Source organism: Salmonella sp. 2020_1459 (genome assembly GCF_043847915.1).
GTDB classification, from domain to species: Bacteria; Pseudomonadota; Gammaproteobacteria; order Enterobacterales; family Enterobacteriaceae; genus Salmonella; species Salmonella enterica.
Genome location: NZ_JBCMFA010000001.1, coordinates 456,291 through 478,558, shown reverse-complemented (window position 1 = coordinate 478,558; position 22,268 = coordinate 456,291). Strand labels below are relative to the sequence as shown.

At 52.3% G+C, this 22,268-nt stretch carries 18 protein-coding genes and 2 pseudogenes; 5 read left to right on the top strand and 15 right to left on the bottom strand.

Annotation, left to right across the window (positions count from 1 at the left end):
- Positions 1–17: 17 nt before the first annotated feature.
- The 3 genes from ACH0VJ_RS02415 to blr form a co-directional block, all read right to left on the bottom strand.
- Positions 18–458: a DUF2569 domain-containing protein gene (locus tag ACH0VJ_RS02415; protein WP_000214061.1), complete on the bottom strand. Its 441-nt coding sequence runs from the start codon at positions 456–458 to the stop codon at positions 18–20.
- Between the two features lie 88 nt (positions 459–546).
- Entirely contained in the window at positions 547–762 is a 216-nt protein-coding gene (gene ydgT / locus ACH0VJ_RS02410; protein ID WP_000217946.1) for a transcription modulator YdgT, read from the bottom strand.
- A 297-nt stretch (positions 763–1,059) separates the two neighbouring features.
- Positions 1,060–1,185: a division septum protein Blr gene (gene blr / locus ACH0VJ_RS02405; RefSeq protein WP_001708800.1), complete on the bottom strand. Its 126-nt coding sequence runs from the start codon at positions 1,183–1,185 to the stop codon at positions 1,060–1,062.
- A 207-nt stretch (positions 1,186–1,392) separates the two neighbouring features.
- Between blr and ACH0VJ_RS02400 the strand changes: the two genes are divergently transcribed.
- The gene (locus tag ACH0VJ_RS02400) at positions 1,393–2,433 is read left to right on the top strand and encodes an oxidoreductase (RefSeq protein WP_000998242.1); all 1,041 of its coding nucleotides are present in this window, start codon (positions 1,393–1,395) and stop codon (positions 2,431–2,433) included.
- Between the two features lie 73 nt (positions 2,434–2,506).
- Here the strand turns inward: ACH0VJ_RS02400 and add are convergent, their stop codons facing one another.
- From add to manA, 5 genes and pseudogenes are all read right to left on the bottom strand, one after another.
- Positions 2,507–3,508 carry an adenosine deaminase gene (add, locus tag ACH0VJ_RS02395; protein WP_000565565.1) on the bottom strand — a complete coding sequence of 334 codons (1,002 nt, stop codon included), beginning with the start codon at positions 3,506–3,508 and terminating at the stop codon, positions 2,507–2,509.
- 226 nt (positions 3,509–3,734) lie between these two features.
- A pseudogene (locus ACH0VJ_RS02390) lies at positions 3,735–3,866 on the bottom strand (transcriptional regulator); the annotation flags it as partial.
- 9 nt (positions 3,867–3,875) lie between these two features.
- Positions 3,876–4,096, bottom strand: a pseudogene (locus ACH0VJ_RS02385) (glucose PTS transporter subunit EIIB); the annotation flags it as partial.
- Positions 4,097–4,214: 118 nt separating this feature from the next.
- Positions 4,215–5,723 carry a YdgA family protein gene (locus ACH0VJ_RS02380; protein ID WP_000753334.1) on the bottom strand — a complete coding sequence of 503 codons (1,509 nt, stop codon included), beginning with the start codon at positions 5,721–5,723 and terminating at the stop codon, positions 4,215–4,217.
- A 102-nt stretch (positions 5,724–5,825) separates the two neighbouring features.
- Positions 5,826–7,001, bottom strand: a complete 1,176-nt coding sequence (gene manA, locus ACH0VJ_RS02375) for a mannose-6-phosphate isomerase (protein WP_001170618.1) — start codon at positions 6,999–7,001, stop codon at positions 5,826–5,828.
- A gap of 199 nt (positions 7,002–7,200) precedes the next feature.
- On the opposite strand from manA, the gene fumB reads away from it, so the two are divergent.
- Both fumB and fumC read left to right on the top strand, forming a co-directional pair.
- Positions 7,201–8,847 (top strand): class I fumarate hydratase, encoded by a 1,647-nt coding sequence (gene fumB / locus ACH0VJ_RS02370; RefSeq protein WP_000066607.1) that lies wholly within the window; start codon positions 7,201–7,203, stop codon positions 8,845–8,847.
- A 167-nt stretch (positions 8,848–9,014) separates the two neighbouring features.
- On the top strand, positions 9,015–10,418 hold the full coding sequence (fumC, locus tag ACH0VJ_RS02365; protein ID WP_000259121.1) for a class II fumarate hydratase: 1,404 nt from the start codon (positions 9,015–9,017) through the stop codon (positions 10,416–10,418).
- Here the strand turns inward: fumC and tus are convergent.
- From tus to rstA, 5 genes are all read right to left on the bottom strand, one after another.
- A complete protein-coding gene (gene tus, locus ACH0VJ_RS02360; protein ID WP_000092493.1) occupies positions 10,415–11,344 on the bottom strand; it encodes a DNA replication terminus site-binding protein in 930 nt (309 codons plus the stop codon). The two genes, fumC and tus, sit on opposite strands and share 4 nt — an antisense overlap.
- A gap of 75 nt (positions 11,345–11,419) precedes the next feature.
- Positions 11,420–12,721, bottom strand: a complete 1,302-nt coding sequence (gene rstB, locus ACH0VJ_RS02355) for a two-component system sensor histidine kinase RstB (protein WP_000732955.1) — start codon at positions 12,719–12,721, stop codon at positions 11,420–11,422.
- A 110-nt stretch (positions 12,722–12,831) separates the two neighbouring features.
- Positions 12,832–14,538 carry an amidohydrolase gene (locus ACH0VJ_RS02350; protein WP_000928665.1) on the bottom strand — a complete coding sequence of 569 codons (1,707 nt, stop codon included), beginning with the start codon at positions 14,536–14,538 and terminating at the stop codon, positions 12,832–12,834.
- 152 nt (positions 14,539–14,690) lie between these two features.
- Entirely contained in the window at positions 14,691–15,842 is a 1,152-nt protein-coding gene (gene ompC, locus ACH0VJ_RS02345) for a porin OmpC (RefSeq protein ID WP_000824315.1), read from the bottom strand.
- Positions 15,843–16,321: 479 nt separating this feature from the next.
- Positions 16,322–17,053: a two-component system response regulator RstA gene (gene rstA / locus ACH0VJ_RS02340; RefSeq protein ID WP_001080048.1), complete on the bottom strand. Its 732-nt coding sequence runs from the start codon at positions 17,051–17,053 to the stop codon at positions 16,322–16,324.
- A 126-nt stretch (positions 17,054–17,179) separates the two neighbouring features.
- Here rstA and ACH0VJ_RS02335 point away from each other — a divergent pair, with 126 nt between their 5' ends.
- Positions 17,180–17,515, top strand: coding sequence for a GlpM family protein (locus tag ACH0VJ_RS02335; RefSeq protein ID WP_000524877.1), 336 nt, complete (start codon positions 17,180–17,182; stop codon positions 17,513–17,515).
- Positions 17,516–17,576: 61 nt separating this feature from the next.
- Here the strand turns inward: ACH0VJ_RS02335 and ACH0VJ_RS02330 are convergent, their stop codons facing one another.
- Together ACH0VJ_RS02330 and ydgH are read right to left on the bottom strand one after the other, a co-directional pair.
- Positions 17,577–18,959 (bottom strand): amino acid permease, encoded by a 1,383-nt coding sequence (locus ACH0VJ_RS02330; protein ID WP_000412353.1) that lies wholly within the window; start codon positions 18,957–18,959, stop codon positions 17,577–17,579.
- Between the two features lie 298 nt (positions 18,960–19,257).
- Positions 19,258–20,202 carry a DUF1471 family protein YdgH gene (ydgH, locus tag ACH0VJ_RS02325; protein ID WP_000769294.1) on the bottom strand — a complete coding sequence of 315 codons (945 nt, stop codon included), beginning with the start codon at positions 20,200–20,202 and terminating at the stop codon, positions 19,258–19,260.
- A gap of 526 nt (positions 20,203–20,728) precedes the next feature.
- On the opposite strand from ydgH, the gene pntA reads away from it, so the two are divergent.
- On the top strand, positions 20,729–22,258 hold the full coding sequence (gene pntA / locus ACH0VJ_RS02320; RefSeq protein ID WP_001219362.1) for a Re/Si-specific NAD(P)(+) transhydrogenase subunit alpha: 1,530 nt from the start codon (positions 20,729–20,731) through the stop codon (positions 22,256–22,258).
- Positions 22,259–22,268: the final 10 nt, after the last annotated feature.

Below are 22,268 nucleotides of genomic sequence, written 5' to 3'. Positions count from 1 at the left end.
GGTTAACTGTAGGGTTATTACGGATTAACAAACGTTGTTTTAACGCGCGCTGAACGTTTGAGATAAGGCACAATGAGCGCCGTCGCCAACAGTGGGAAGAGTAACTGACGCACGGCAAAGGCATCTGAGACGGGCGAAAAGGCAAATGCTTTAACCGCCAGTAACACCGACACCAGCAGCCAGATAATGTAATGCTTCGGCACGCAGCGTCTGCGCTTGAAGAATGCGATCGTCAACCACAGGGTATAGTACCACATGGCGATAGCGGTAATAAATGAAATGCCCCATAGCAGTAAATTACCGGTTTCCTGTCCGCTAAGCGTCTTGAACGTTTGCGGTGTGGCAAGCGCCATAACGTAGAGTAATAACGCCAGCGAGGCGCTCAACAACGCGACTAACAGCCAGGCTAACGGGCCAAGAAGCCAGCCTCCAATTCGTTGTGGCGGTGTTGTAGTCATATCTTCTCCGGGGTTACGCGCATTAACGGTCATGCCGCTCATTTTGGGGCAAATATTATAAGGTTTTTGATGTTAAACGCTACTTTCTTTATTGCACATAGCGCCAGACGGATTGCGGAACCTGACCTACATCAAACAGGCGTCCTCCGGAAACCAGTTCGGCACGGCGGTGATCTGCAGCGCGATACATATTAACAATGTCCATGTCATCAGTAAGGGTATAGTTAAGGTGGTCGAACAGTTTTTCCAGACTTTCGAGCGAACTAATTTTGCGGAATTTTAATAGATAATCCTGAACAGTCATATAAAGTTGATCCATATTAAATATAATGCCAACGGAGTAGTCACTGATAAAAAATAAACAAAACCGCACCAGTGAGAGGTCAGGGGTGCAGGTAAAAAGGGAATATTCTTACCGGTAAAGAGTCAGGCGCCACATGGCGCCTGGGGCGAAAGGTTAACGCGCTTTCCTACAACAGGCAATAAACGTCAGACCAGATAGGACATATTTCGTTTTTTTTGCCGGTTTTTGACTTTTCTTTGCACCCCCCGGGGCGCCGCTTACCGTGCCACGCGAAAATGCCTTTACATTATCTGACGCTTACTTCTTCTGAACGGAAGCCGTGGGCTCTGGTGGTTGGTAATTGTCAATATGGTTGGCAATACCTAAAAGAATGACTGAGATAACGAGAACTATCCACCCAGTTAATTCAATAAGACGATTCATTATTGACGACATTTGCTTTGATTTATCCATAAACACAGGGGGTAAATGTTACTTTCCTGGCGAACGGTCGGCAAGAGGGAGGGAAACGTTTTCAGCCTCTGTTCTGTAACAAGTTAATCATTTGATGCTACGTTGATGGTCAGGACGCTATTGCGGCTAATCGCACGATGGTGTGGAATAGCGATATCTAAAACCGGAGGCAGTGAGATGAATGACAAAATCCGCGTTGGGTTAATCGGTTATGGCTACGCCAGTAAAACCTTTCATGCGCCCTTAATTATGGGAACGCCAGGGCTAGAGCTTGCGGCGGTATCCAGCAGCGATGAAACAAAAGTGAAAGCAGATTGGCCGGCGGTTTCCGTGGTCTCTGAGCCCCGACATTTATTTAACGATCCGCATATCGACCTTATCGTGATCCCGACGCCCAACGATACCCATTTCCCGCTGGCGAAAGCTGCGCTGGAAGCCGGTAAGCATGTGGTGGTTGATAAACCCTTTACCGTGACACTGTCACAGGCGCGAGAATTGGATGCGCTTGCGCGGAGCACTGGCCGGGTACTTTCCGTCTTCCACAACCGACGCTGGGACAGCGATTTTTTGACGCTGAAGGCCTTGCTGGCGGATGGCGTGCTCGGCGAGGTGTCCTTGTTTGAATCCCACTTTGATCGCTTCCGTCCCCAGGTGCGCGACCGCTGGCGCGAGCAAGGCGGGCCGGGAAGTGGTATCTGGTACGATCTGGCGCCGCACTTGTTGGATCAGGCCATTCAACTTTTTGGCCTGCCGGTCAGCATGACGGTGGATTTAGCGCAACTGCGTCCGGGCGCGCAATCTACAGATTATTTCCACGCGATTTTATCCTACCCCCAGCGCCGCGTGATTTTGCACGGTACGATGCTGGCCGCGGCGGAATCCGCGCGATACATCGTTCATGGTTCGCGCGGTAGCTATGTTAAATATGGCCTCGATCCCCAGGAAGAACGGTTAAAAAACGGCGAGCGTTTACCGCAGGAAGACTGGGGATACGACATGCGTGACGGCGTATTGACCCTGGTTGAGGGAGAGACGCGCAAAGAAGAGAACTGGCTTACGTTGCCGGGTAACTATCCGGCATATTATGCCGCTATCCGCGATGCGTTAAACGGTAACGGTGAAAATCCCGTGCCGGCAAGCCAGGCGATTCAAATTATGGAGTTGATTGAACTGGGCATGGAATCGGCAAAACATCGCGCGACGCTGTGTCTTGCCTGAGATGTCGCATTTCTCCGCCTGGGATAGCATTAAACCGCAGGCGGAGAAGAGCGTTAGTGTCAATAAAGCAATCTTACGCCGCGGCCACTTTTTCGCGCAGCGCACGTTTTTCGCCATCGCTCAGAAAGGCGATTTCCAGACCGTTAATCTGCGCCTGGCGAATCTGTTCGCGGCTCAATCCTGCCGCTGGCGCGGCGACGTGATATTCATGGATAATATCTACGCCCTGAACAGCCGGATCGTCCGTATTAAGACTGGCGAGAACGCCATGCTCAAGGAAGGTTTTGAGCGGATGGTCTGCCAGCGATGCGACGGTACTGGTCTGAATATTCGAAGTCAGACAGGATTCAATACCGATACGCTGCTGTGCAAGAAAATCCATTAACGCGCGATCTTCGACAGCTTTTACGCCATGTCCGATACGTTCGGCCCCCAGTTCGCGAATCGCCTGCCAGATACTTTCTGGCCCTGCGGCTTCGCCTGCGTGAACGGTAATATGCCAGCCCGCATCGCGCGCCCGATTAAAGTGCGACAAAAACAGACTGCCGGGAAAGCCCAGCTCATCACCGGCTAAATCCAGCGCGGTGATTTTTTCTCTGTGCGCCAGCAGCGCATCAAGCTCCTGTAAACATGCCGCCTCGCCGAAGGTACGGCTCATAATGCCAATGAGTCGTGCCTCGACGCCAAACGTGTTACAGCCGTCGCGTACACCGTCGATAACGGCTTCAACCACGCCTGCGATCGGTAACTGATGCGCCATCGCCATATAGCCGGGCGAAAAGCGAAGCTCGACGTAATGCAGGCCGTTACGTGCGGCATCTTCAATATTTTCAAAGGCCACACGGCGGCAGGCGTCAAGCGATGCCAGGACTTTTACCCCCCAATCGAGCTTAGTGAGAAAGCTTACTAAATCGGGTTCGGTTGAGGTGACCTGGACATGCGGAATCAGCGTTTCCAGCGTTTGGGCGGGAAGGGCGATGTTGAACTGCCGACCAAGATCCAGAATTGTTTGGGCGCGAATGTTGCCATCAAGGTGGCGGTGGATGTCAGTCAAAGGAAGCGTAATATCAATCATGGGCGCACTCAATTTTTAATAAAAGTGCGCACCATTATACTACAGATTGATAATGCTCTGGAAATTTTGCAAAAACGGAGTCATTACGTTGCAACTTCGCGAGAGCGCGGAAGAAATTTTGTATCATTCTCTTTAACGCGCCCCCGGTCAGCTCACGGGGGGGCGTCTCTGTTATCGCCTCTCAGGATAAAGGGTCAACCCCCCGCTTGTAGACGGTATCAGCGAACGGTGCGGTGGCAAAATCCATATCCGAGATCGTAAAGGGGAGCAGATCGGCTTCGCCAAAACGATCGGCGACATAATCCCACTACGTACACCATGTCCCGCGTCGGTCAACTTCCTGTGAAAAATCGAACATATCCCTTCTTTATGCCTGAACGGTATTCATCAGGCCAACCATTTCATCTTTTACCGACTGAACCTGCGGGCCGATAATTACCTGCAAATTATGCTGATTGAGCTATACGATGCCTGTCGCGTGATTGTCCTTCAATGCCTGGACATCGACAAACGACATATCTTTCACTGACAGGCGTAGGGGGGGATGCAGTTGTCCAGACTCACGATGTTTTCCGTGCCGCCTATTGCTCACGACGAGCACCATGTGCGGAGTCAAACGATAGCCGCTCGCCTGGTAACGCAAAAGTAGAGGCTGCGCGTCGTTCGGCGCAGACCGGGTGCAGCGTCGCGACACCCGGCAAGGCGATTATTGTTGAGGCAGCGCTGGAACGTCCGGAACGGAAAGCGCCGGCATCCCAAACAGGCCGACAAAGTCTTCCAACGGCATTTTTTGTCCGTTGAGCGTGATCTGGCCATTGGCGTACTGCAAACTGGAGGCGATAGTATTATCCTTCAGCGTTGTCAGTCGGAACATCTGACCCATTGCGGACAGCCCCTGCACCTGCTGTTTTGCCAGTTTTTCCGCATCATCCTGCTGATAGCCTTCCAGTTTTGCTATCTGCGTCATAAACTCGACCGCCATGTCCATTGGAATTGCCAGTTTCGCATCCAGCGATTTCACGGAGCGGTCGACTTCCTGCGCCAGCGTTTGTGGTTGTGCCGTTGTGGTTGCCGGATCTTTGAGGAACAGCGACAGATTCAGCGTGGTTTCCCCTTTGGCGTTTTTCCAGCTAAGCGGCGCCAGAGTCAGTACCGGATCGCCTTTTAACAGCACGGGGAGAGCGCTAAAGAACGCTTCGGTGACTTTTTGCTGATAAAGCTCAGGATTCTGCGCCACGTCCGGCTGATTCAGCAGCGCCTGCGTTTGCGCATGATATTGCTGACTAAACTGGTGCCAGGCTTCGCCGTCGATTTGGCCGACTTTCAGCGTTAATTTACCGCTGCCCAAATCCTGATTCTGCACTTTCAGGCTGTTAAGCGAGTAATCCAACTGGCTGTTAATGGTTTTTCCGTCGTTGACGAGATCGGACTTGCCGGCAATTTCCATCCCTTCCAGCACCGCCATCTCTTTACCCTCAATGGCGATGGACAGTTTATCCAGCGTTAACTTTTGGTCGCCCACACGTTCGCCAAAGCTTGCCAGTTTACTGGTACCGTCGGTTTTCAAATTATTAAAGGTGAGTTGGACCTTCTGGTTATATTCGTTAACGGCATCGACCAGGCCGCTCTGCGCTTCGCCCGACAGCGAAACCACATTACCGTCTTTATCGGCGTTAAGCTGGAACTCGCCGCCGCTAAAGGCGACCTTTTCACCGGCATTCTCGTAGTTTAACGGCTTGAGAGAGATATCAGAGCGGGTATCGCCGCCATAACCAATGCGGGTATTGATAACAAAGGGCGTGTCGCCTTTCGCGATATCAAAGAGGGGTTTTGCCGCATCGTTATTCACCAGGGTGGTTTTTACCGACGCCATAGAAGGGATCAGATTGAGCGTTTTGAGCTGGGCGAGCGGGAAGGGGCCATGTGAAACGGACTCGTCCAGCACAATGCTTTGCCCGGGTTTCAACCAGGTAGTGTCTGCGCCGGCAACCGGTTTGACAACAAGTTGCAGATGGCTACTGAACACGCCACGCTGGTAGTTTTGATAACTTAATTCGACACCGGCCTCCGGCGCAGTACGCTTGAGCTGTTCATTGGCCTGAGTCACCATTTCTGCAAGATGGTTCTCCAGCTTTTTCCCCGTATACCAGGCGCCGCCTGTCCAGACGATGCCAAGTGCAATCACTACACCTGCAGCTACCAGTGTTTTTTTCATATCAATTGTCCATAAAAATGAAACCAGGCGGATTAAACCGCCTGGAGGAGTTTTACGTCTGTTATAAGCTTAGCAAGAGTTGTTAAAAAATTCAGTACGTTGCTACAGCTTGTTATAAACACGCGCTAAACGGCCTGTGCCGCTGGCGTTAACCGGAGACTCATCCGCGCCGATAAAGGCAGATTCACCCGGCTTCAGTACCAGACGCTGTTCATCTTTACGTAACACCGCCTCACCCTCAACGCAGAACAGAATCGCGGCGCTGTGTTGGCCGATGCTCGTCTCCTGAAGCGCCAGGTCGTGCAGTGAAAAAGCAAAATCGTCAACCGGAATTGGGAAGTCCAGCTCCGCGCCGCTTTTCACCGGGGCAGTCAGCAACTCGCCGGCAGGCTTAGGTTCGAACTTCACGTTCGCGACCAGCTCAGGGATGTCGATATATTTTGGCGTAAGGCCAGCGCGCAGAACGTTATCGGAGTTCGCCATGACTTCCAGCGCAACGCCCTGCAGATAAGCATGAGGCGTTTCGGCAAACAGGAACATCGCCTCGCCGGGATTCAGTTTGACCACATTCAGCAACAAAGGAGAGAAAAGCCCGCTGTCGTCAGGATAATACTCTGAAATCACGCGGATCGTTTGCCACGGTTCGCCTTGCTGGCTGTTAAGCGCCGCTTTGAGTACGGCTAACGCGCGGGATTTTTCTTCGCCTTGCATATTCAACAGGCTGGCGAAAAGCTGGCTCAGACGTTCAGCGTTCGGCGCCTGCAAAAAGTGGGCGATAGCGGAATGCGCGCCGGCGATAGGTTGCAGTAAAGAGACAATGTCAGAAAATTCGCGGAACGCGTTCATCGCCAGGAAAGGCGTCAGGGCAAAAACCAGCTCTGGCTTATGGTTAGGATCTTTATAGTTCCGCTCTGCGGCATCCATGGGGATACCCGCCGCATTTTCTTTCGCGAAACCGATTTCGGAGTTGCGTTTATTCGGGTGCACCTGAATAGAGAGCGGCTGCGCGGCGCACAGTACTTTAAACAGAAACGGCAGTTCGCCGAAACGGTTGGCTACCGCTTCGCCCAGCATGGCGGTTTTATTCTTTTCGATGGCGTCACGCAGGGAGACGGTTTCGCCGTTGGCGGTGGTGATTCGCGAGCTGCTTTTGGGATGCGCGCCCATCCAGAGTTCAGCCATTGGCTGCTGCTGCGGATTGGCGATGCCATAAAGTTCCGTTAACGCAGTTTTACTTCCCCAGGCATAGTTTTGCACTGAGTTAATGAGTTTTTGCATTATCAAGCCCTGTTTCAATGTGGAGATCAATGGGAGGTATTAAACCAAGAAACCCGCATGAAGTAACCTCCGGGCGTAAAAAGTCGTACTTGTCTCAGTTTTTGTTAAAAAATTGTGTAGGATAGTGTTACTCGCTTTGAGTCGGGCAATGGAACACCTGCCCAGAGAATAACCATACCGAGCGGTAAGTGAGAGCACAATGTCAAACAAACCCTTCTTTTATCAAGACCCTTTTCCCCTCAAAAAGGACGATACCGAGTACTACTTGTTGACCAGCGAACATGTTTCCGTCGCCGAATTCGAAGGACAAGAGATCCTGAAAGTCGCGCCGGAAGCGCTAACGTTGTTGGCGCGTCAGGCCTTCCACGATGCGTCTTTTATGCTACGTCCCGCGCATCAGCAGCAGGTGGCGGATATTCTGCGCGATCCGCAGGCCAGTGAAAACGACAAATATGTCGCGCTGCAATTCCTGCGAAACTCCGATATCGCGGCCAAGGGCGTGTTGCCCACCTGCCAGGATACCGGTACGGCCATTATTGTCGGCAAAAAAGGCCAACGCGTCTGGACTGGCGGAGGTGATGAAGCGGCGCTGGCTCGCGGCGTATATAATACCTATATCGAAGATAACCTGCGCTATTCACAGAACGCGGCGCTGGATATGTACAAAGAGGTCAATACCGGTACTAACCTGCCGGCGCAGATCGATCTCTACAGCGTCGATGGCGATGAATATAAATTCCTCTGTATCGCTAAAGGCGGCGGATCGGCGAATAAAACCTACCTCTATCAGGAGACAAAAGCGCTTCTGACGCCGGGTAAGCTCAAAAATTATCTCGTCGATAAGATGCGTACGCTGGGCACCGCCGCCTGTCCGCCGTATCACATTGCGTTTGTCATTGGCGGCACCTCGGCGGAAGCGAACCTGAAGACCGTTAAGCTGGCCTCGGCAAAATACTATGATGCGCTACCGACCGAAGGCAATGAACACGGGCAGGCCTTCCGCGATATTGAACTGGAAAAAGAATTGTTGCTTGAGGCGCAAAATCTTGGCTTAGGCGCGCAGTTCGGCGGCAAATATTTCGCTCACGATATTCGTGTCATCCGATTGCCGCGCCACGGGGCATCGTGTCCGGTAGGTATGGGCGTGTCCTGCTCCGCGGATCGAAACATTAAAGCGAAGATCAACCGGGAAGGGATCTGGATCGAGAAGCTGGAGCACAATCCCGGTAAATATATTCCAGAGGCGCTGCGCCAGGCGGGAGAGGGCGAGGCGGTGCGCGTTGATCTTAACCGTCCCATGAGCGAGATACTGCAACAACTGTCGCAGTATCCGGTATCAACGCGCCTGTCGCTGAACGGCACGATTATTGTGGGCCGCGACATCGCGCACGCTAAACTGAAAGAACGGATGGACAGAGGCGAAGGTTTGCCGCAGTACATCAAAGATCATCCTATCTATTATGCGGGGCCGGCAAAAACGCCGGAAGGGTATGCCTCCGGGTCGCTTGGGCCGACTACCGCAGGACGAATGGACTCTTATGTTGATCAGCTCCAGTCGCAGGGCGGCAGTATGATCATGCTGGCGAAAGGCAACCGCAGCCAGCAGGTGACCGATGCCTGTAAGAAACATGGCGGCTTCTACCTGGGCAGTATCGGCGGCCCGGCAGCCGTTCTGGCGCAGGGTAGTATCAAGCGCCTGGAGTGCGTGGAATATCCTGAACTGGGTATGGAGGCTATCTGGAAAATTGAAGTGGAGGATTTTCCGGCCTTCATTCTGGTGGATGATAAAGGCAACGATTTCTTCCAGCAGATTCAGTCATCGCAGTGCGCGCGCTGCGTTAAGTAATGTCGCCGCCCTGCGGGGCGGTAACATGATTCGCTATTTTGCCGGAGAACGGCGCAAGCGCCTTATCCGGTCTACACCGTTGTGTTGTTATCGTTAATACTCATAAGACCGCAAACATGTGAGCAATGTCGACACATGATCTCATCAACTTGAGTAAGGAGCAGGTAATGGTAACGGTACGCCGCGAGAAAGATTCAATGGGCGCGATTGAAGTCCCGGCAGATAAACTGTGGGGGGCGCAGACTCAACGTTCGCTGGAGCATTTTCGGATTTCCACGGAGAAAATGCCCGTCTCGCTCATTCACGCTCTGGCGTTGACCAAGCGCGCTGCTGCGAAGGTCAACCAGGACTTAGGGTTGTTGGCGGCGGAAAAAGCCAGCGCGATTATCCAGGCGGCTGATGAAGTGCTGGCGGGAAAACATGCTGATGAGTTTCCGCTGGCGATTTGGCAGACCGGGTCCGGTACGCAAAGCAACATGAATATGAATGAAGTGTTAGCGAACCGCGCCAGTGAAATTTTGGGCGGCGTTCGCGGTATGGAACGCAAGGTGCATCCCAATGATGACGTCAATAAGAGTCAAAGCTCAAACGATGTGTTCCCAACCGCCATGCACGTGGCGGCGTTACTGGCGTTACGCGAACACCTTATCCCGCAATTATCCGCATTAACGGATACGCTTCGCGATAAATCCCACGCTTTCGCCGATATTGTCAAAATTGGCCGTACTCACCTGCAGGACGCGACGCCGCTCACCTTAGGCCAGGAGATTTCCGGTTGGGTAGCCATGCTGGAACATAACCTCAGACACATTGAGCACAGTTTACCGCACGTCGCGGAACTGGCGCTCGGCGGAACCGCAGTAGGGACAGGGCTTAATACCCACCCGGAATATGCCCGGCGCGTGGCCGAGGAACTGGCGACGATTACCGCGGCGCCGTTTGTTACCGCCCCGAATAAATTCGAAGCGCTGGCGACCTGTGACGCGTTGGTACAGGCGCATGGCGCATTAAAAGGACTGGCGGCCTCGCTGATGAAAATCGCCAACGATGTTCGCTGGCTGGCGTCCGGCCCGCGCTGCGGCATTGGCGAGATTGCTATCCCGGAGAATGAGCCAGGCAGTTCCATTATGCCTGGTAAAGTGAACCCGACCCAGTGTGAAGCGGTAACGATGCTATGTTGCCAGGTAATGGGTAACGATGTGGCCATCAATATGGGGGGCGCATCGGGCAACTTTGAGCTCAACGTCTATCGTCCGATGGTTATTCATAATTTTCTGCAAACGGTGCGCCTGCTGGCCGATGGCATGGAGAGTTTTAATAAACACTGTGCGTCAGGAATCGAGCCAAACCGCGAGCGTATTACGCAGTTGCTGAATGAGTCGCTGATGCTGGTCACTGCGCTCAATACGCACATCGGTTACGATAAAGCGGCGGAGATTGCGAAGAAGGCGCATAAAGAAGGGCTGACGCTAAAAGCCTCAGCCGTGGCATTAGGATACCTTAGCGACGAGGAGTTCGACGCCTGGGTACGTCCGGAGTTGATGGTTGGCAGTATGACGCCGGGACGTTAATCCGCCACATACAGGTGCAGTCGCGGAATAATCAGTCGCAGCGGCTGCGCCTGTGGTTTAAAACGGTGCTGAATATTATCGGCGTCATAGTTTTCCAGCCCGCCAATATCCGGCACGCCAGCGCCGTTGTCCGTGTTGATTAATGCGATAATCGGCGTGGGGCAGGCGTGTTGCACCTGTTTTTGCTGGCCTTTATACCAGATGCGGGCGATCGGCTGTACTTTAACCGGACGCTTAATCTTGAGTCGGGCCTGCTGCGGTAAGGCAGCGATATCCTGATATTCCCGTTCCAGCTTGAATTGCCATTGTTCGCGCGTCCACGGCGGGACGCTGCGCGGCGACGCGAGGCTTTTTTTCAACTGGCTCAGAACCTCATCCCGGCTTAAATTTTTAATAATATGTTTATTTGCCCAGCCGAAACGTATGGTGGCGGGGTTATTGATAAGCGTCAGCGTGCGGTAAGCGTTCAGCGTAATTAAGCCGGGGAGATGCCGATGCACCCACTCAAAACGTGCCGCTGAGGGAAGACCGGACTCTACCGTAACCATCTGCTCGAAGGTGGTTTTCAACTGGTTAATGCGCTGTATCTGATTTTCCAGATCTAACTGTATCGCATTATCCACTTGATAGCATAAAACGCCAGGCAGGCGGACGGCGGCTTTACTGCTGCGATTTTCGGACTGCTGTTGAATAAACAAATGGCGATAGTGACGTAGCGCCAGCGTTTCGGCCTCTTTCCCCAGATGTTGCGTTACCTCGATAGTATCCAGCGGCGCATGTTCCGCCTCTTTGGTCACCTGCGGCAGTGAAAAGACACGGGCGATAAGTAGCGAATGCTGCTGTAGATTATCCGTCAGCGCCGCCAGGTGTTGTTCTATCTGGCGAAAAGTGCCATTCAGGCGTTCAACGAGATCGTAGCGGGACATGGTATCACTCACTTTAGTTACAACATACTATCTGTATAGCACAGTTCCCGCCGCTCAACCAGCGTGCAAAATACGTCAGGCAGCGGTCACGTTGGGCATCGCGTGCCAGACCGGCCAGTGAAAGCTAAATTTTGCGCCGCCCAGTTCGCTCTCGTCACAGACGACGCTACCGCCCATCGCCAGGGCGATAGAGTGTACGATGGCGAGTCCAAGCCCGCAGCCGCCTGTCGCCCGGTCTCTACTGGGGTCGAGTCTGACAAAAGGTTCAAATACGCGCTCACGCGCATCCGCTTCAATGCCGGGGCCGTCATCTTCAACTATCAGCGTTGCCTGACTGCCGTCGAGTAACAGGCTGACTTGAACGGTGGTACGACTGTAGCGCAACGCATTATTCAGCAGGTTATCCAGCACTCGCGACATTAACCGCATATCAAGCGCGCCATAATCGCCGATTACACATGTGACAAGGTTTACGGCGCGTTCCGGGGTCACGCTTTGCACATCCTGCAAATGCGCGAGCAACCAGGCGGGGAGGTCGGGTTCGGTCAACATCAGTTCATTTTGCGGTCGGTCAAGGCGCGCATAGGTGAGCAGTTCTTCAATCAGCGCTTCCAGTTGACCAATATCGCGATTGAGCGCCTGTGATTCCGGCGGTGTCAGATTTTCACTCATTTCAAGCCGATAGCGTAAACGTACCAGCGGCGTGCGAAGCTCATGGGCGATACCGTCAATCAGCTGTTTTTTACTGGCGATCAGGGCATTAATGTTATCCGCCATCTGGTTGAACGCGACGCCCAGACGTTCGAAACTGGAGCCATTATCGAAGTGCAGGCGTTCAGTCAAATGACCCTCGCCAAAGCGCTGCGCGGCGGATTCGAGCCTGAGCATTTCTTGCCAGTGCGGGCGCATCCAGATAAACACAGGAAAGGCGAGAGAAAAGGCAATGAGCGCCATTAAGGCGATATCCAGCAGTCGCATTTGATGCAGGAAATAGAGATAGGGAACCGGGCCAACCGCCAGGACGTAATGGCTGCGCGGGATACGCTGAATAAAGGTGTATTGATCGTCAAGCGCGACAATATCGCCTTCACGCAGTCGCTGCGTGGTGGCGGCATCAAGCTTATAGTGATTTAACGGTTCAACGCGTAAATCGAAAGAGAGGTTCAGGTCCATCTCTTTTAACGTTTTCCCCCATTCACGCGGCGGAATTTCCCGCAGTTCGCTGCGCATCAGATAGAGCGAACTTTTCATCAGATCGTCGAGCGATTGCCTGCCCGCGCGTTCGGCGGTGAATTTGTACACCAGTCCGACCAATAAGGTCATGACCAGAAAACAGACGAACAGCAAAAGGTAAAACTGCACAAACAGCTTTTTCATCAACGCCCACCGGATCTCAATACATTAGCTCTATCGCGCGCTGACGAAAAAGATTTCCCGTCAGCGCCGCTGGTGGGTTATAAAAGCAGGCTTTGCGTCAACTGACAACCTCATTGTCCGGCGTTAAGGTCCGGACTTTCGTGAACAATGCGTCCATCGACAAGCGTCAAAACAGCGCGAATGGTATCAATTCTGTCTTCGGGCATCGTCATAAATGGCTGATTGAGTACCGCCAGATCGGCCTGTTTTCCGACGCTAAGCTGGCCCCGGTTTTGTTCGGCAAAGGCGAGCCAGGCGGCATGACGTGTATATAACGCTAGCGCTTCCAGACGCGTGAGCCGCTCGCTGGCGGGTTTACGCACGGAACCGCCTGACGCTATACCGGTGATATGATATTCGATAGCGTGCCAGACACCGGCAATGCCAATACGCGTCGAATCGGTACCGCCAGCTACGACAAGCCCTTTATCCAGTGCCAGTCGAACCGGCGGCGAATTGTCCGTCGCGCCGGGTGGATTGGCGTCACGGATGGCAAGCCCCTCAAAGTAAGGCCCCATTTGCACAGTGTATGCCAGACCCAGCTTACGCATTCGCTCAAGCGTCTGTGGCGAACCGGTATTCAGGTGCGCAATAGACCAGCGGAGAGGGCGCAGATCGTACTGCTGCGCTACCTGCTCAAAAATCGTCAATATCGCGTCGGCGCTGTCATCGGTATAGGCGTGGATCTCAAGCGGTATTCCCCGTTTTGCCGCAAACGTCGCGACCTGGCGAAGCGCGGTTTTGTCTTGCTCTGAGGAAGAAAAACCTGGGGCCATCCGCACGCCGTCATTCATTCCGGCCACCAGGCTTTCCCCCAGGCCAAGAAAAGCCAGTTGCCCGTCATCGGCACGCGCCGGGCGAAAGGCCATCAGGTTGCTGAACCACTGCGCTTCATGACCTTTCGCTTCTGGCTGTACCGGAATGCGATACCCCACGCGCAGCGGTAAATCCCCCTGGTTTCGCATTGCAAATAAAGGCTCATAAGCGGCGGCAGGCCCGGCAGAGGGGTCAATGATGCCGGTCACGCCGCGAGCGTTCATATCAGCGAAAAATTCCCGCAGACCGCCCTCGCGATCGGCGTTACTACTTATGCTGGCAAAAAGCTGGTTAAACGCGGCGATGTCACCAAATAATTTCCCCGTGGCGCTACCTTTTGCGTCGCGCTCTACGCGGATTCCCGCTAAATCAGGAGGAGGGGTGTCGTTAAGGCCAAGTACGTCTATACCGCGCTGATTCACTAACGCATAGTCGTAAAGATACTGAATATAAGCTGGATGATCGGGAAGGGCGTGGCTCAGTTCGGCTACCGTCGGCGCCCGGTTTTCTGCAAATTGCGCCGGTATCCACGATCCCACTACGGCTACCCATTGATCGTGGGGACGACGGTTCGCGTCGGCGCGTAATTTATCCAGCGCGTCTTTAAGCGAAGGGCTGTCGTACCAGTAGGTTTCGAATGTCCAGGTTTGTCCGCCGCGAATGGCGTGGATGTGGGTATCGGTCAGGCCGGGTATCACGGTTTTACCCTGTAAATCGATGGTACGGGTATGGTCGCCGCGCCATTCATTTGTCGCCGTATCATCGCCAATCGCCACAATCCGCGAGCCGGAAATCGCCAGCGCGCTGGCCTGCGGCTGGGCATCATTCAGAGTGATGATATTACCGTTATGTAAAATAATATCCGCTGCCGGGCGGGCGGCGGTGGCTGCGCCTGTGGCCGTGAGCAGAAAGAGAAGCGCGGTTCTGGAAAGCAGAGGCGGGACGAGACTGATCATTAGCATGTTCCTTTTGTCGGGCGATAAGCAAACCATAGAGAGCGAACAAGAATTGTTCAATCTGTGCCCAGGGAACAGTGCGTTCTGTTTTTAGAACGGTGGTGATAAAAAAAGAAAAGCCCGCCGAAACGGCGGGCTTGAGAAGAATTAATGAATAATTAGAACTGGTAAACCATACCCAGCGCGACGATATCATCAGTGCTGATACCGGCATCTTTATAGAACTGGTCGTCATCATCCAGCAGGTTGATTTTATAATCAACATAGGTGGAGAAGTTTTTGTTGAAATAGTAGGTAGTCCCAACAGAAACATATTTAACCAGGTCTTTATCGTCTTTGGTACCAGCAGGGCTTGCTGCTGTGCCAGGCATATTCAGATCCTTACCTTTAGACATCAGGAAAGAAACTTCAGGACGCAGACCGAAATCAAATTGGTACTGTGCAGTTACTTCATAGTTCTGAGTTTTATTCGCTACGCATGAGCTGCAATCGTCATTGCCGTAAGGCGTCATATTACGGGTTTCTGAATACATTGTGGCCAGATAGATATTATTGGCATCATATTTAGCACCAACAGTCCATGCATCCGCTTTATCACCGCCAGCGGTAGAGTAATTAACCTGCTCATTAGTACGATCGGAAGTGGTATATGCCGCGCCGAAACTTACGCCCATACCCAGATCATAAGTTGATGAGATACCGAAGCCGTCACCGTTAGCGTTCTTCACGTTACGATCGCCACCGTTATTAGTGCCTTCCTGCTCATGAGAAACCTGGTTTTCATTGGCACCCTGATATTGCAACGCGAAGTTCAGACCGTCTACCAGACCGAAGAAATCAGTGTTACGGTAGGTGGCCACACCGTTAGCACGACCGGTCATGTAGTTGTCAGCGTAAGTATAGGAGTCGCCGCCGAACTCAGGCAGCATATCGGTCCAGCCTTCCACGTCGTACAGGACGCCGTAGTTACGACCATAGTCGAATGAGCCGTAGTCGCCGAATTTCAGACCGGCGAATGCCAGACGAGTCCAGGAATTAGCGCCTTCGCCTTCGGTAGTGTTAGCCTGAACGTTATATTCCCACTGGCCGTAACCGGTCAGTTGGTCGTTAATCTGCGTTTCGCCTTTAAAGCCGACACGCATATAGGTCTGATCGCCATCTTTAGAAGAGTCATCAGAGAAATAGTGCAGGCCGTCTACTTTCCCGTAAAGGTCCAGTTTGTTGCCGTCTTTGTTATAAATTTCAGCGGCGTGTGCTGCGCCAGCAGCCAGCAGAGCCGGGATGACAAGTGCCAATACTTTTCTTTTCATTTTTTTATCCTTAAAAACTTAACTTATTTGCAAAAGATTGAACTTCTACAGATTCGTTGAATCAAAGGCATCCTAATCTGAATAATATTATTTCAGCAAATGCTAACTTTTCTTATATGTTATTAATTAATACAAAAGTTACTATCGGAAACGCATATATTTATGGTGAATATATTTGTTATTATGTATTCATGCCTGTGATTTGTTTTATTTCACAATTTGCGAAAAAAGATGGCAATATAGCGGCGGGCAGACATTCTGTTATCAATTTTGTGAACTGGCTTCGAGTTTTTTTAATTTAACTTTCTTGAGCGAAAAAGACGTAATCATGAACCACAACGCAGAGAAAACGGTAATAAAGGGGCCGTTTCGACTAATAAAAATAGCATTCATGTATACAATGTCTGTTTTTTGAACAGTGGCGGTGATGAGCATCGCCACTATGACTTGATAAAGGCAGGTAAAATTTGTCGGCTAACTTATCCCGTCGTTTCGTCCCAGGCATGAGGGGCAAAAAGATAGCCTTTATTGCGAATGGTCTTTATACGATAGGGCTCAGCAGCGCTATCCAGCAGTTTCTTACGCAGGCGGGAAATCGCCACATCCACGCTGCGATCCAGACCATCATAATTGACGCCGCGCAGCGTTTTTAGCAACGCGTCGCGATCCATAATTTGTCCGGCGTGTGTCGCCAGTTCCCAGAGCAATTCAAAATCGGCGGTGGAGAGCGATATGAAATCGCCATTGAGCTGGACCGCCCGGTTAAGGGGATCGATGGTTAACGCGCCAAAACGCAGCGCTTTATGCGGCGTAAGCGCGCTCTCCTGAAGACTTTTTGCCTGTTGCGTTTGTTCGCTTTGCCGCAGGTGTAAGCGCAGACGCGCCAGCAAAACGGCCGGAGGCGTGGTTTTGAGGATGTAGTCGCAGGCGCCCATCTCCAGCGCCAGAATATGATTCATATCACTGTCCAGCGAGGTGAGCAGGACAATCGGGCCTTGCCAGCGGTGGCGTAAATCGCGACATATCGTCATGCCATCTTTACCTGGAAGCATAATATCCAGTAAAACCAGATCGGGCTGAGTGGTGAGGATAAGATCCTCCGCCCGGTCACCACGCGGCTCAACAATGACATCAATATCATGTTTCGCCAGATAAGCGGCAATGAGAGAACCCACTTCAGCGTCGTCTTCAACAAATACAATGCGGTTCATATTATAAATGGAGAATAGAAAACGCCAACATACACCGCCTCTGTTTTCCCTTCCATAAATCTTTTCTAAACGAGAGCGGTTCCGTTATGCTACACGCTGTTGTTATTAGCGTGTTAAGGCAAGGTAATGGGACTCGTGATTAAAGCTGCCCTGGGGGCGCTGGTCGTCGTATTGATTGGTCTGCTGTCAAAAACGAAAAATTATTATATCGCCGGATTAATTCCTCTGTTTCCAACGTTTGCGCTTATCGCGCACTATATCGTGGCCAGCGAGCGGGGCATCGACGCGATGCGTACCACCATCGTCTTTAGCATGTGGTCGATCATTCCTTATTTCATTTATCTTGCAACGCTATGGTATTTCAGCGGCGTGATGCGCCTGCCCGTCGCGCTTGGCGGTGCGGTGGTCTGCTGGGGGCTAAGCGCGTGGCTGCTGATTTTTTGCTGGATTAAATGGCATTAATATTGGCAAAGACCGTGGTTTCCCCATCGTAATACAGACGGATATTACGATGGGGAGGTTGTCAACCCACCAGCATCCACGTAGCCGGAACCGCCGCGACCAGCAATAAACCAATCAGCACGACTTCCTGACGATTTAATACGTTGTCATGCTTGTGCGTCCGACGCGCATACAGGAAAACCAGTAATCCAGGCGCGTACAGTACGACGGACAGCAGCAGGTGCATGGGACCCGACGCGTATAACAACCATAAGCCATAAATACAGGCTCCGATACCGACCGCCCGATGGAGGGGACGTGTTGCAATCTTCAGCAGAAATGCGCCGACCAGAAAGTAGGGCACCAGAATCATTTCTGACGCAATCGTCAATAGCGTGTTGTAGTCCGAACCGGTCAGCCAGATCAGCACCAGACAGATTTGCACACAGATATTGGTGAGCCATAACGATGCAGAAGGCGCGCCTTGCGCATTTTGTCGCGCGAAGATGCCCGGGAAGGATTTATAGGCTGCCGCCAGAAATGGCACCTCCGCCGCCATAATAGTCCAGCTTAGATAAGCCCCGCAGACAGACACAATCAGTCCCGCTGCAATAATAATTTCTCCCCACGGCCCCATCATTTTTACCATTAGTCCGGCCATCGACGGGTTACGCATCTCCGCCAGTTCCGGACGCGCCAGAACGCCAAGAGAAAGCAGCGTGACCAGGAGATATATTCCCAGCGCCGCGAGGACCGCCAGTAGCGTGGCGCGGCCTACATCGCGTTTATTTTTCGCTCGGGCCGAGACGACGACGGCGCCTTCAACGCCAATAAACACCCACAGCGTAATAAGCATGGTGTTCTTGACCTGTTCCCATACGGGAATACCGAGTTCAACACCAGTGAAGTCCAGTGTGAAGGTATCCAGTTTGAACATCATGATAGCCAGCACAATAAACGCGCCGAGCGGCAACAGTTTCGCCAGAGTCGCGACCAGATTGATGCTGGCTGCCGTTTGTACGCCGCGCAGGATGAGGAAATGGACAATCCAGAGCAAGACTGAAGCGCCGACAATAGCCTGCCAGGTATTACCGTCACCAAACAGACGCAGGGCAGGCGTATCGGTAAAGAAACTCAGCGCTGAAAAGACGATAACCAAATAGGATACGTTGGCGATGACCGCGCACAGCCAATAGCCCCAGGCAGAACAAAAGCCAATCAGTTCGCCGAAGCCTTCGCGGGCGTAAGTAAAGATACCGCCGTCAAGCTCGGAGCGAATGCGCGTAAGGATTAACATGGCGAATGCCAGTAAGAGTATCCCCACGCCGGTAATGGCCCAGCCAATTAACAACGCAGCCGGACTGGCAACGGCGGCCATATTCTGGGGCAGACTGAAAACACCTGCGCCAAGCATTGAGCTTAAAACCAGCGCGGTCAGCGCGCTCAGTCCCAGTTTTTTTTCCATTGGTATCCAGCTATAAAAATGAAATTGGAAGAATAATTATTATGGCAAAACGCATAAAAATGGTGAAAGCCACTAAGGCGCGGGATTTTACGGAGAGAAGGGACCGCATGCAACGGCCTGGATAAGATTTATCGCCAAAAAAGCGAAAAGTGAGATTCATCGCGATATTTGACGGAACTGGCATCCCGCGAGAAAGTGCCGGATGGTGGCTTATCAGGCCTGCCGTTGAACGATCGTGTAGGCCTGATAAGGCAGGTATGCCGCCATCCGGCGAGAAAGCCTGATGGCGACGCGCGCCTTATTTATAGAGGTCGGCGCTGATGGTGATGTTATTACCGCGCTCCTGCCACTGACGCGTAATATGATAATACTTAGCGCCTTTCTTCGCCGCGCGTTTGGCGACCTGGTAGGAGATTTCTGTCATATTGCCGTAGTTGCCGGTGAACTTAACGCTGTCGAAAGGCACCATCATCGCAGCCGTCGCTTTATTCAGCTCCTCAACTTTTGTGCCATCCGGTAGTGTGACAGTGTAACGCCCGCCTTTGGAGGATTGCGTTTCGAAGAAACGGCCTACTTCGGCGCTCGGCGAGGCTGACGTGGCGACGCCTGGAATTTCGACTTTCTTCGCAGCTTCGCCGCCCTGAGCCAGCGCAGCGCGGCCAGCTTCAGAGTCTGCCGGAATAGCGTCCGGGCTCTGGACGATGCGTTTTTTCGCATCTTGTTTATAGATAAATGCAGTGATGCGCTGGTTTCCGCCCTGATTCGCATCTATCTGACGAACAATATAGAAAGCGTATGCGCCTTTTTGTTTCGCCGCTTTCGTAATGGCATCGTTAACTTCCGGCTGGCTACGGTAGAAGCCCTGAACGGTGACGGTGTCATACGGTTCTAATTGTACGGCCTGGTCTTTCGGTAATTCCACGATGCCATTAATGACACGATTTTTGGGCGCGTCGGCTTTCGGCGCGTCGGCTTTATACACGTCCGCCACAACACGCCAGTTACCACTGTTGCCGAACTCCGAGGTGTCGACAACATAGAAGGAGGCTGCGCCTTCTTTATCTGCGCGGCGGGACACGGCGGAGACCGCATCGCCAATAGCATTAAAACGACCGGTAATAACGATGCGATCATAAGGTTTTAGTGCAGCCGCTTGCTCCGGCGTCAGTTCTGTTGCTGCATGGACAGAAAAAGCAGCCGCAGAAAGCAGAGCCGACGCCAGGAGAGTGTTCTTAAGCTTCATAAAAATAATCCTTCGCCTTGCGCAAACCAGGTACTGGTATTGTTATTGACTAGAAACGTGGCTGATTATTGCATTTAAACCATATGGATGTCTGCGGGATTTTTCACGCATCGTGTCATGTATCCTATCTTTGATGATAACATTTGCCGATATGTCGAAAAAAACGGCGTCCGGGCGGCTAAGCTAATGAAGCGCATAAATTTAATAAGTTAATTTAATGTTAATTTCTTGATCGCGCCAGGGGTTTAATGATGTTTTGCTGTCAAATTTGAGCGAATTATCAGCCCTCGCAGGCCATTTTCAAGGCATTATGGCTGCTTAGCGGCTGAATCGTTCATGTTTTGCAAATTTGATAAAAAATTCTGTTTTTTGGCGCTAGATCACAGGCGTTATTTTCAGTAGGTTATAGAGAGTTTGTAACGGTTTTATTCTGCTGGGGTAACATTTACCTCAAACGCGGGCAGGCGTACGCTTCTCGCGCTTACTGACAAACCATCATCAAAAATATCGATGGAAGGGAACATTTATGCGAATTGGCATACCAAAAGAGCGGTTACCCAATGAAACCCGTGTCGCTGCGACGCCGAAAACGGTAGAGCAGCTACTGAAGCTGGGGTTTAGCGTCGCTATCGAAAGCGGGGCGGGTCAACTGGCAAGTTTTGACGACAAAGCGTTTGCGCAGGCTGGCGCGGATATTGTAGACGGCAATGCTATCTGGCAGTCGGAAATTATTCTCAAGGTTAATGCGCCTGAAGAAGAGGAAATCGCTTTACTGAACCCCGGGACTACGCTGGTCAGTTTTATCTGGCCTGCGCAAAATCCTGGGTTAATGGAGAAACTTGCCGAACGTAAGGTTACGGTGATGGCGATGGACTCCGTGCCGCGTATTTCCCGCGCGCAGTCGCTCGACGCGTTAAGCTCAATGGCGAATATCGCGGGTTATCGCGCCATTGTAGAGGCCGCGCATGAATTTGGGCGCTTCTTTACCGGGCAAATCACCGCCGCCGGGAAAGTGCCGCCGGCGAAGGTGATGGTGATTGGCGCGGGCGTAGCCGGTCTTGCGGCTATCGGCGCGGCAAACAGCCTGGGGGCGATTGTCCGCGCGTTTGACACTCGTCCTGAAGTCAAAGAGCAGGTCCAGAGTATGGGGGCTGAGTTCCTCGAACTGGATTTTAAAGAGGAAGCCGGTAGCGGCGATGGTTACGCCAAAGTGATGTCCGAGGCGTTTATCAAAGCGGAAATGGCGCTCTTTGCCGCCCAGGCCAAAGAAGTCGATATCATTGTTACCACCGCGTTGATTCCGGGCAAACCTGCGCCGAAGCTGATTACCCGCGATATGGTCGATTCTATGAAGGCTGGCAGCGTGATTGTCGACCTGGCCGCGCAGAATGGCGGTAACTGCGAATATACCGTCGCCAATCAGGTTGTGACGACGGACAATGGCGTAAAAGTGATTGGCTACACCGATCTACCGGGGCGTTTGCCGACGCAGTCATCCCAGCTTTATGGCACCAACCTGGTTAACCTGCTGAAGCTGCTGTGCAAAGAGAAAGACGGCAATATTGACGTGGATTTTGACGATGTCGTGATCCGTGGCGTGACGGTGATTCGCGACGGCGACATTACCTGGCCTGCGCCGCCAATCCAGGTTTCCGCGCAGCCACAGGCCGCGCCTAAAGCAGCACCTGCGCCAAAAGAGCCGGAAAAGCCCACTTCACCCTGGCGGAAGTATGCGTTAATGGCGCTGGCGATCATTCTTTTTGGCTGGCTGGCCGATGTCGCGCCAAAGGAGTTCCTCGGCCATTTTACCGTGTTTGCGCTCGCCTGCGTGGTTGGTTATTACGTGGTGTGGAACGTGTCTCATGCGCTTCATACGCCATTAATGTCGGTGACCAACGCAATTTCAGGGATTATTGTTGTCGGGGCATTATTGCAAATTGGTCAGGGCGGCTGGGTCAGCTTCCTGAGCTTTATCGCGGTGCTTATCGCCAGCATTAATATTTTCGGTGGCTTCACCGTGACTCAGCGTATGCTGAAAATGTTCCGGAAAAACTAAGGGGTAACAC

Bases quoted from the DNA above. Each gene is read 5' to 3' on its own strand.
- ACH0VJ_RS02415 (WP_000214061.1), bottom strand. From the start codon at position 458: ATGACTACAACACCGCCACAACGAATTGGAGGCTGGCTTCTTGGCCCG.
- ydgT (WP_000217946.1), bottom strand. From the start codon at position 762: ATGACTGTTCAGGATTATCTATTAAAATTCCGCAAAATTAGTTCGCTC.
- blr (WP_001708800.1), bottom strand. From the start codon at position 1,185: ATGAATCGTCTTATTGAATTAACTGGGTGGATAGTTCTCGTTATCTCA.
- ACH0VJ_RS02400 (WP_000998242.1), top strand. From the start codon at position 1,393: ATGAATGACAAAATCCGCGTTGGGTTAATCGGTTATGGCTACGCCAGT.
- add (WP_000565565.1), bottom strand. From the start codon at position 3,508: ATGATTGATATTACGCTTCCTTTGACTGACATCCACCGCCACCTTGAT.
- ACH0VJ_RS02380 (WP_000753334.1), bottom strand. From the start codon at position 5,723: ATGAAAAAAACACTGGTAGCTGCAGGTGTAGTGATTGCACTTGGCATC.
- manA (WP_001170618.1), bottom strand. From the start codon at position 7,001: ATGCAAAAACTCATTAACTCAGTGCAAAACTATGCCTGGGGAAGTAAA.
- fumB (WP_000066607.1), top strand. From the start codon at position 7,201: ATGTCAAACAAACCCTTCTTTTATCAAGACCCTTTTCCCCTCAAAAAG.
- fumC (WP_000259121.1), top strand. From the start codon at position 9,015: ATGGTAACGGTACGCCGCGAGAAAGATTCAATGGGCGCGATTGAAGTC.
- tus (WP_000092493.1), bottom strand. From the start codon at position 11,344: ATGTCCCGCTACGATCTCGTTGAACGCCTGAATGGCACTTTTCGCCAG.
- rstB (WP_000732955.1), bottom strand. From the start codon at position 12,721: ATGAAAAAGCTGTTTGTGCAGTTTTACCTTTTGCTGTTCGTCTGTTTT.
- ACH0VJ_RS02350 (WP_000928665.1), bottom strand. From the start codon at position 14,538: ATGCTAATGATCAGTCTCGTCCCGCCTCTGCTTTCCAGAACCGCGCTT.
- ompC (WP_000824315.1), bottom strand. From the start codon at position 15,842: ATGAAAAGAAAAGTATTGGCACTTGTCATCCCGGCTCTGCTGGCTGCT.
- rstA (WP_001080048.1), bottom strand. From the start codon at position 17,053: ATGAACCGCATTGTATTTGTTGAAGACGACGCTGAAGTGGGTTCTCTC.
- ACH0VJ_RS02335 (WP_000524877.1), top strand. From the start codon at position 17,180: ATGGGACTCGTGATTAAAGCTGCCCTGGGGGCGCTGGTCGTCGTATTG.
- ACH0VJ_RS02330 (WP_000412353.1), bottom strand. From the start codon at position 18,959: ATGGAAAAAAAACTGGGACTGAGCGCGCTGACCGCGCTGGTTTTAAGC.
- ydgH (WP_000769294.1), bottom strand. From the start codon at position 20,202: ATGAAGCTTAAGAACACTCTCCTGGCGTCGGCTCTGCTTTCTGCGGCT.
- pntA (WP_001219362.1), top strand. From the start codon at position 20,729: ATGCGAATTGGCATACCAAAAGAGCGGTTACCCAATGAAACCCGTGTC.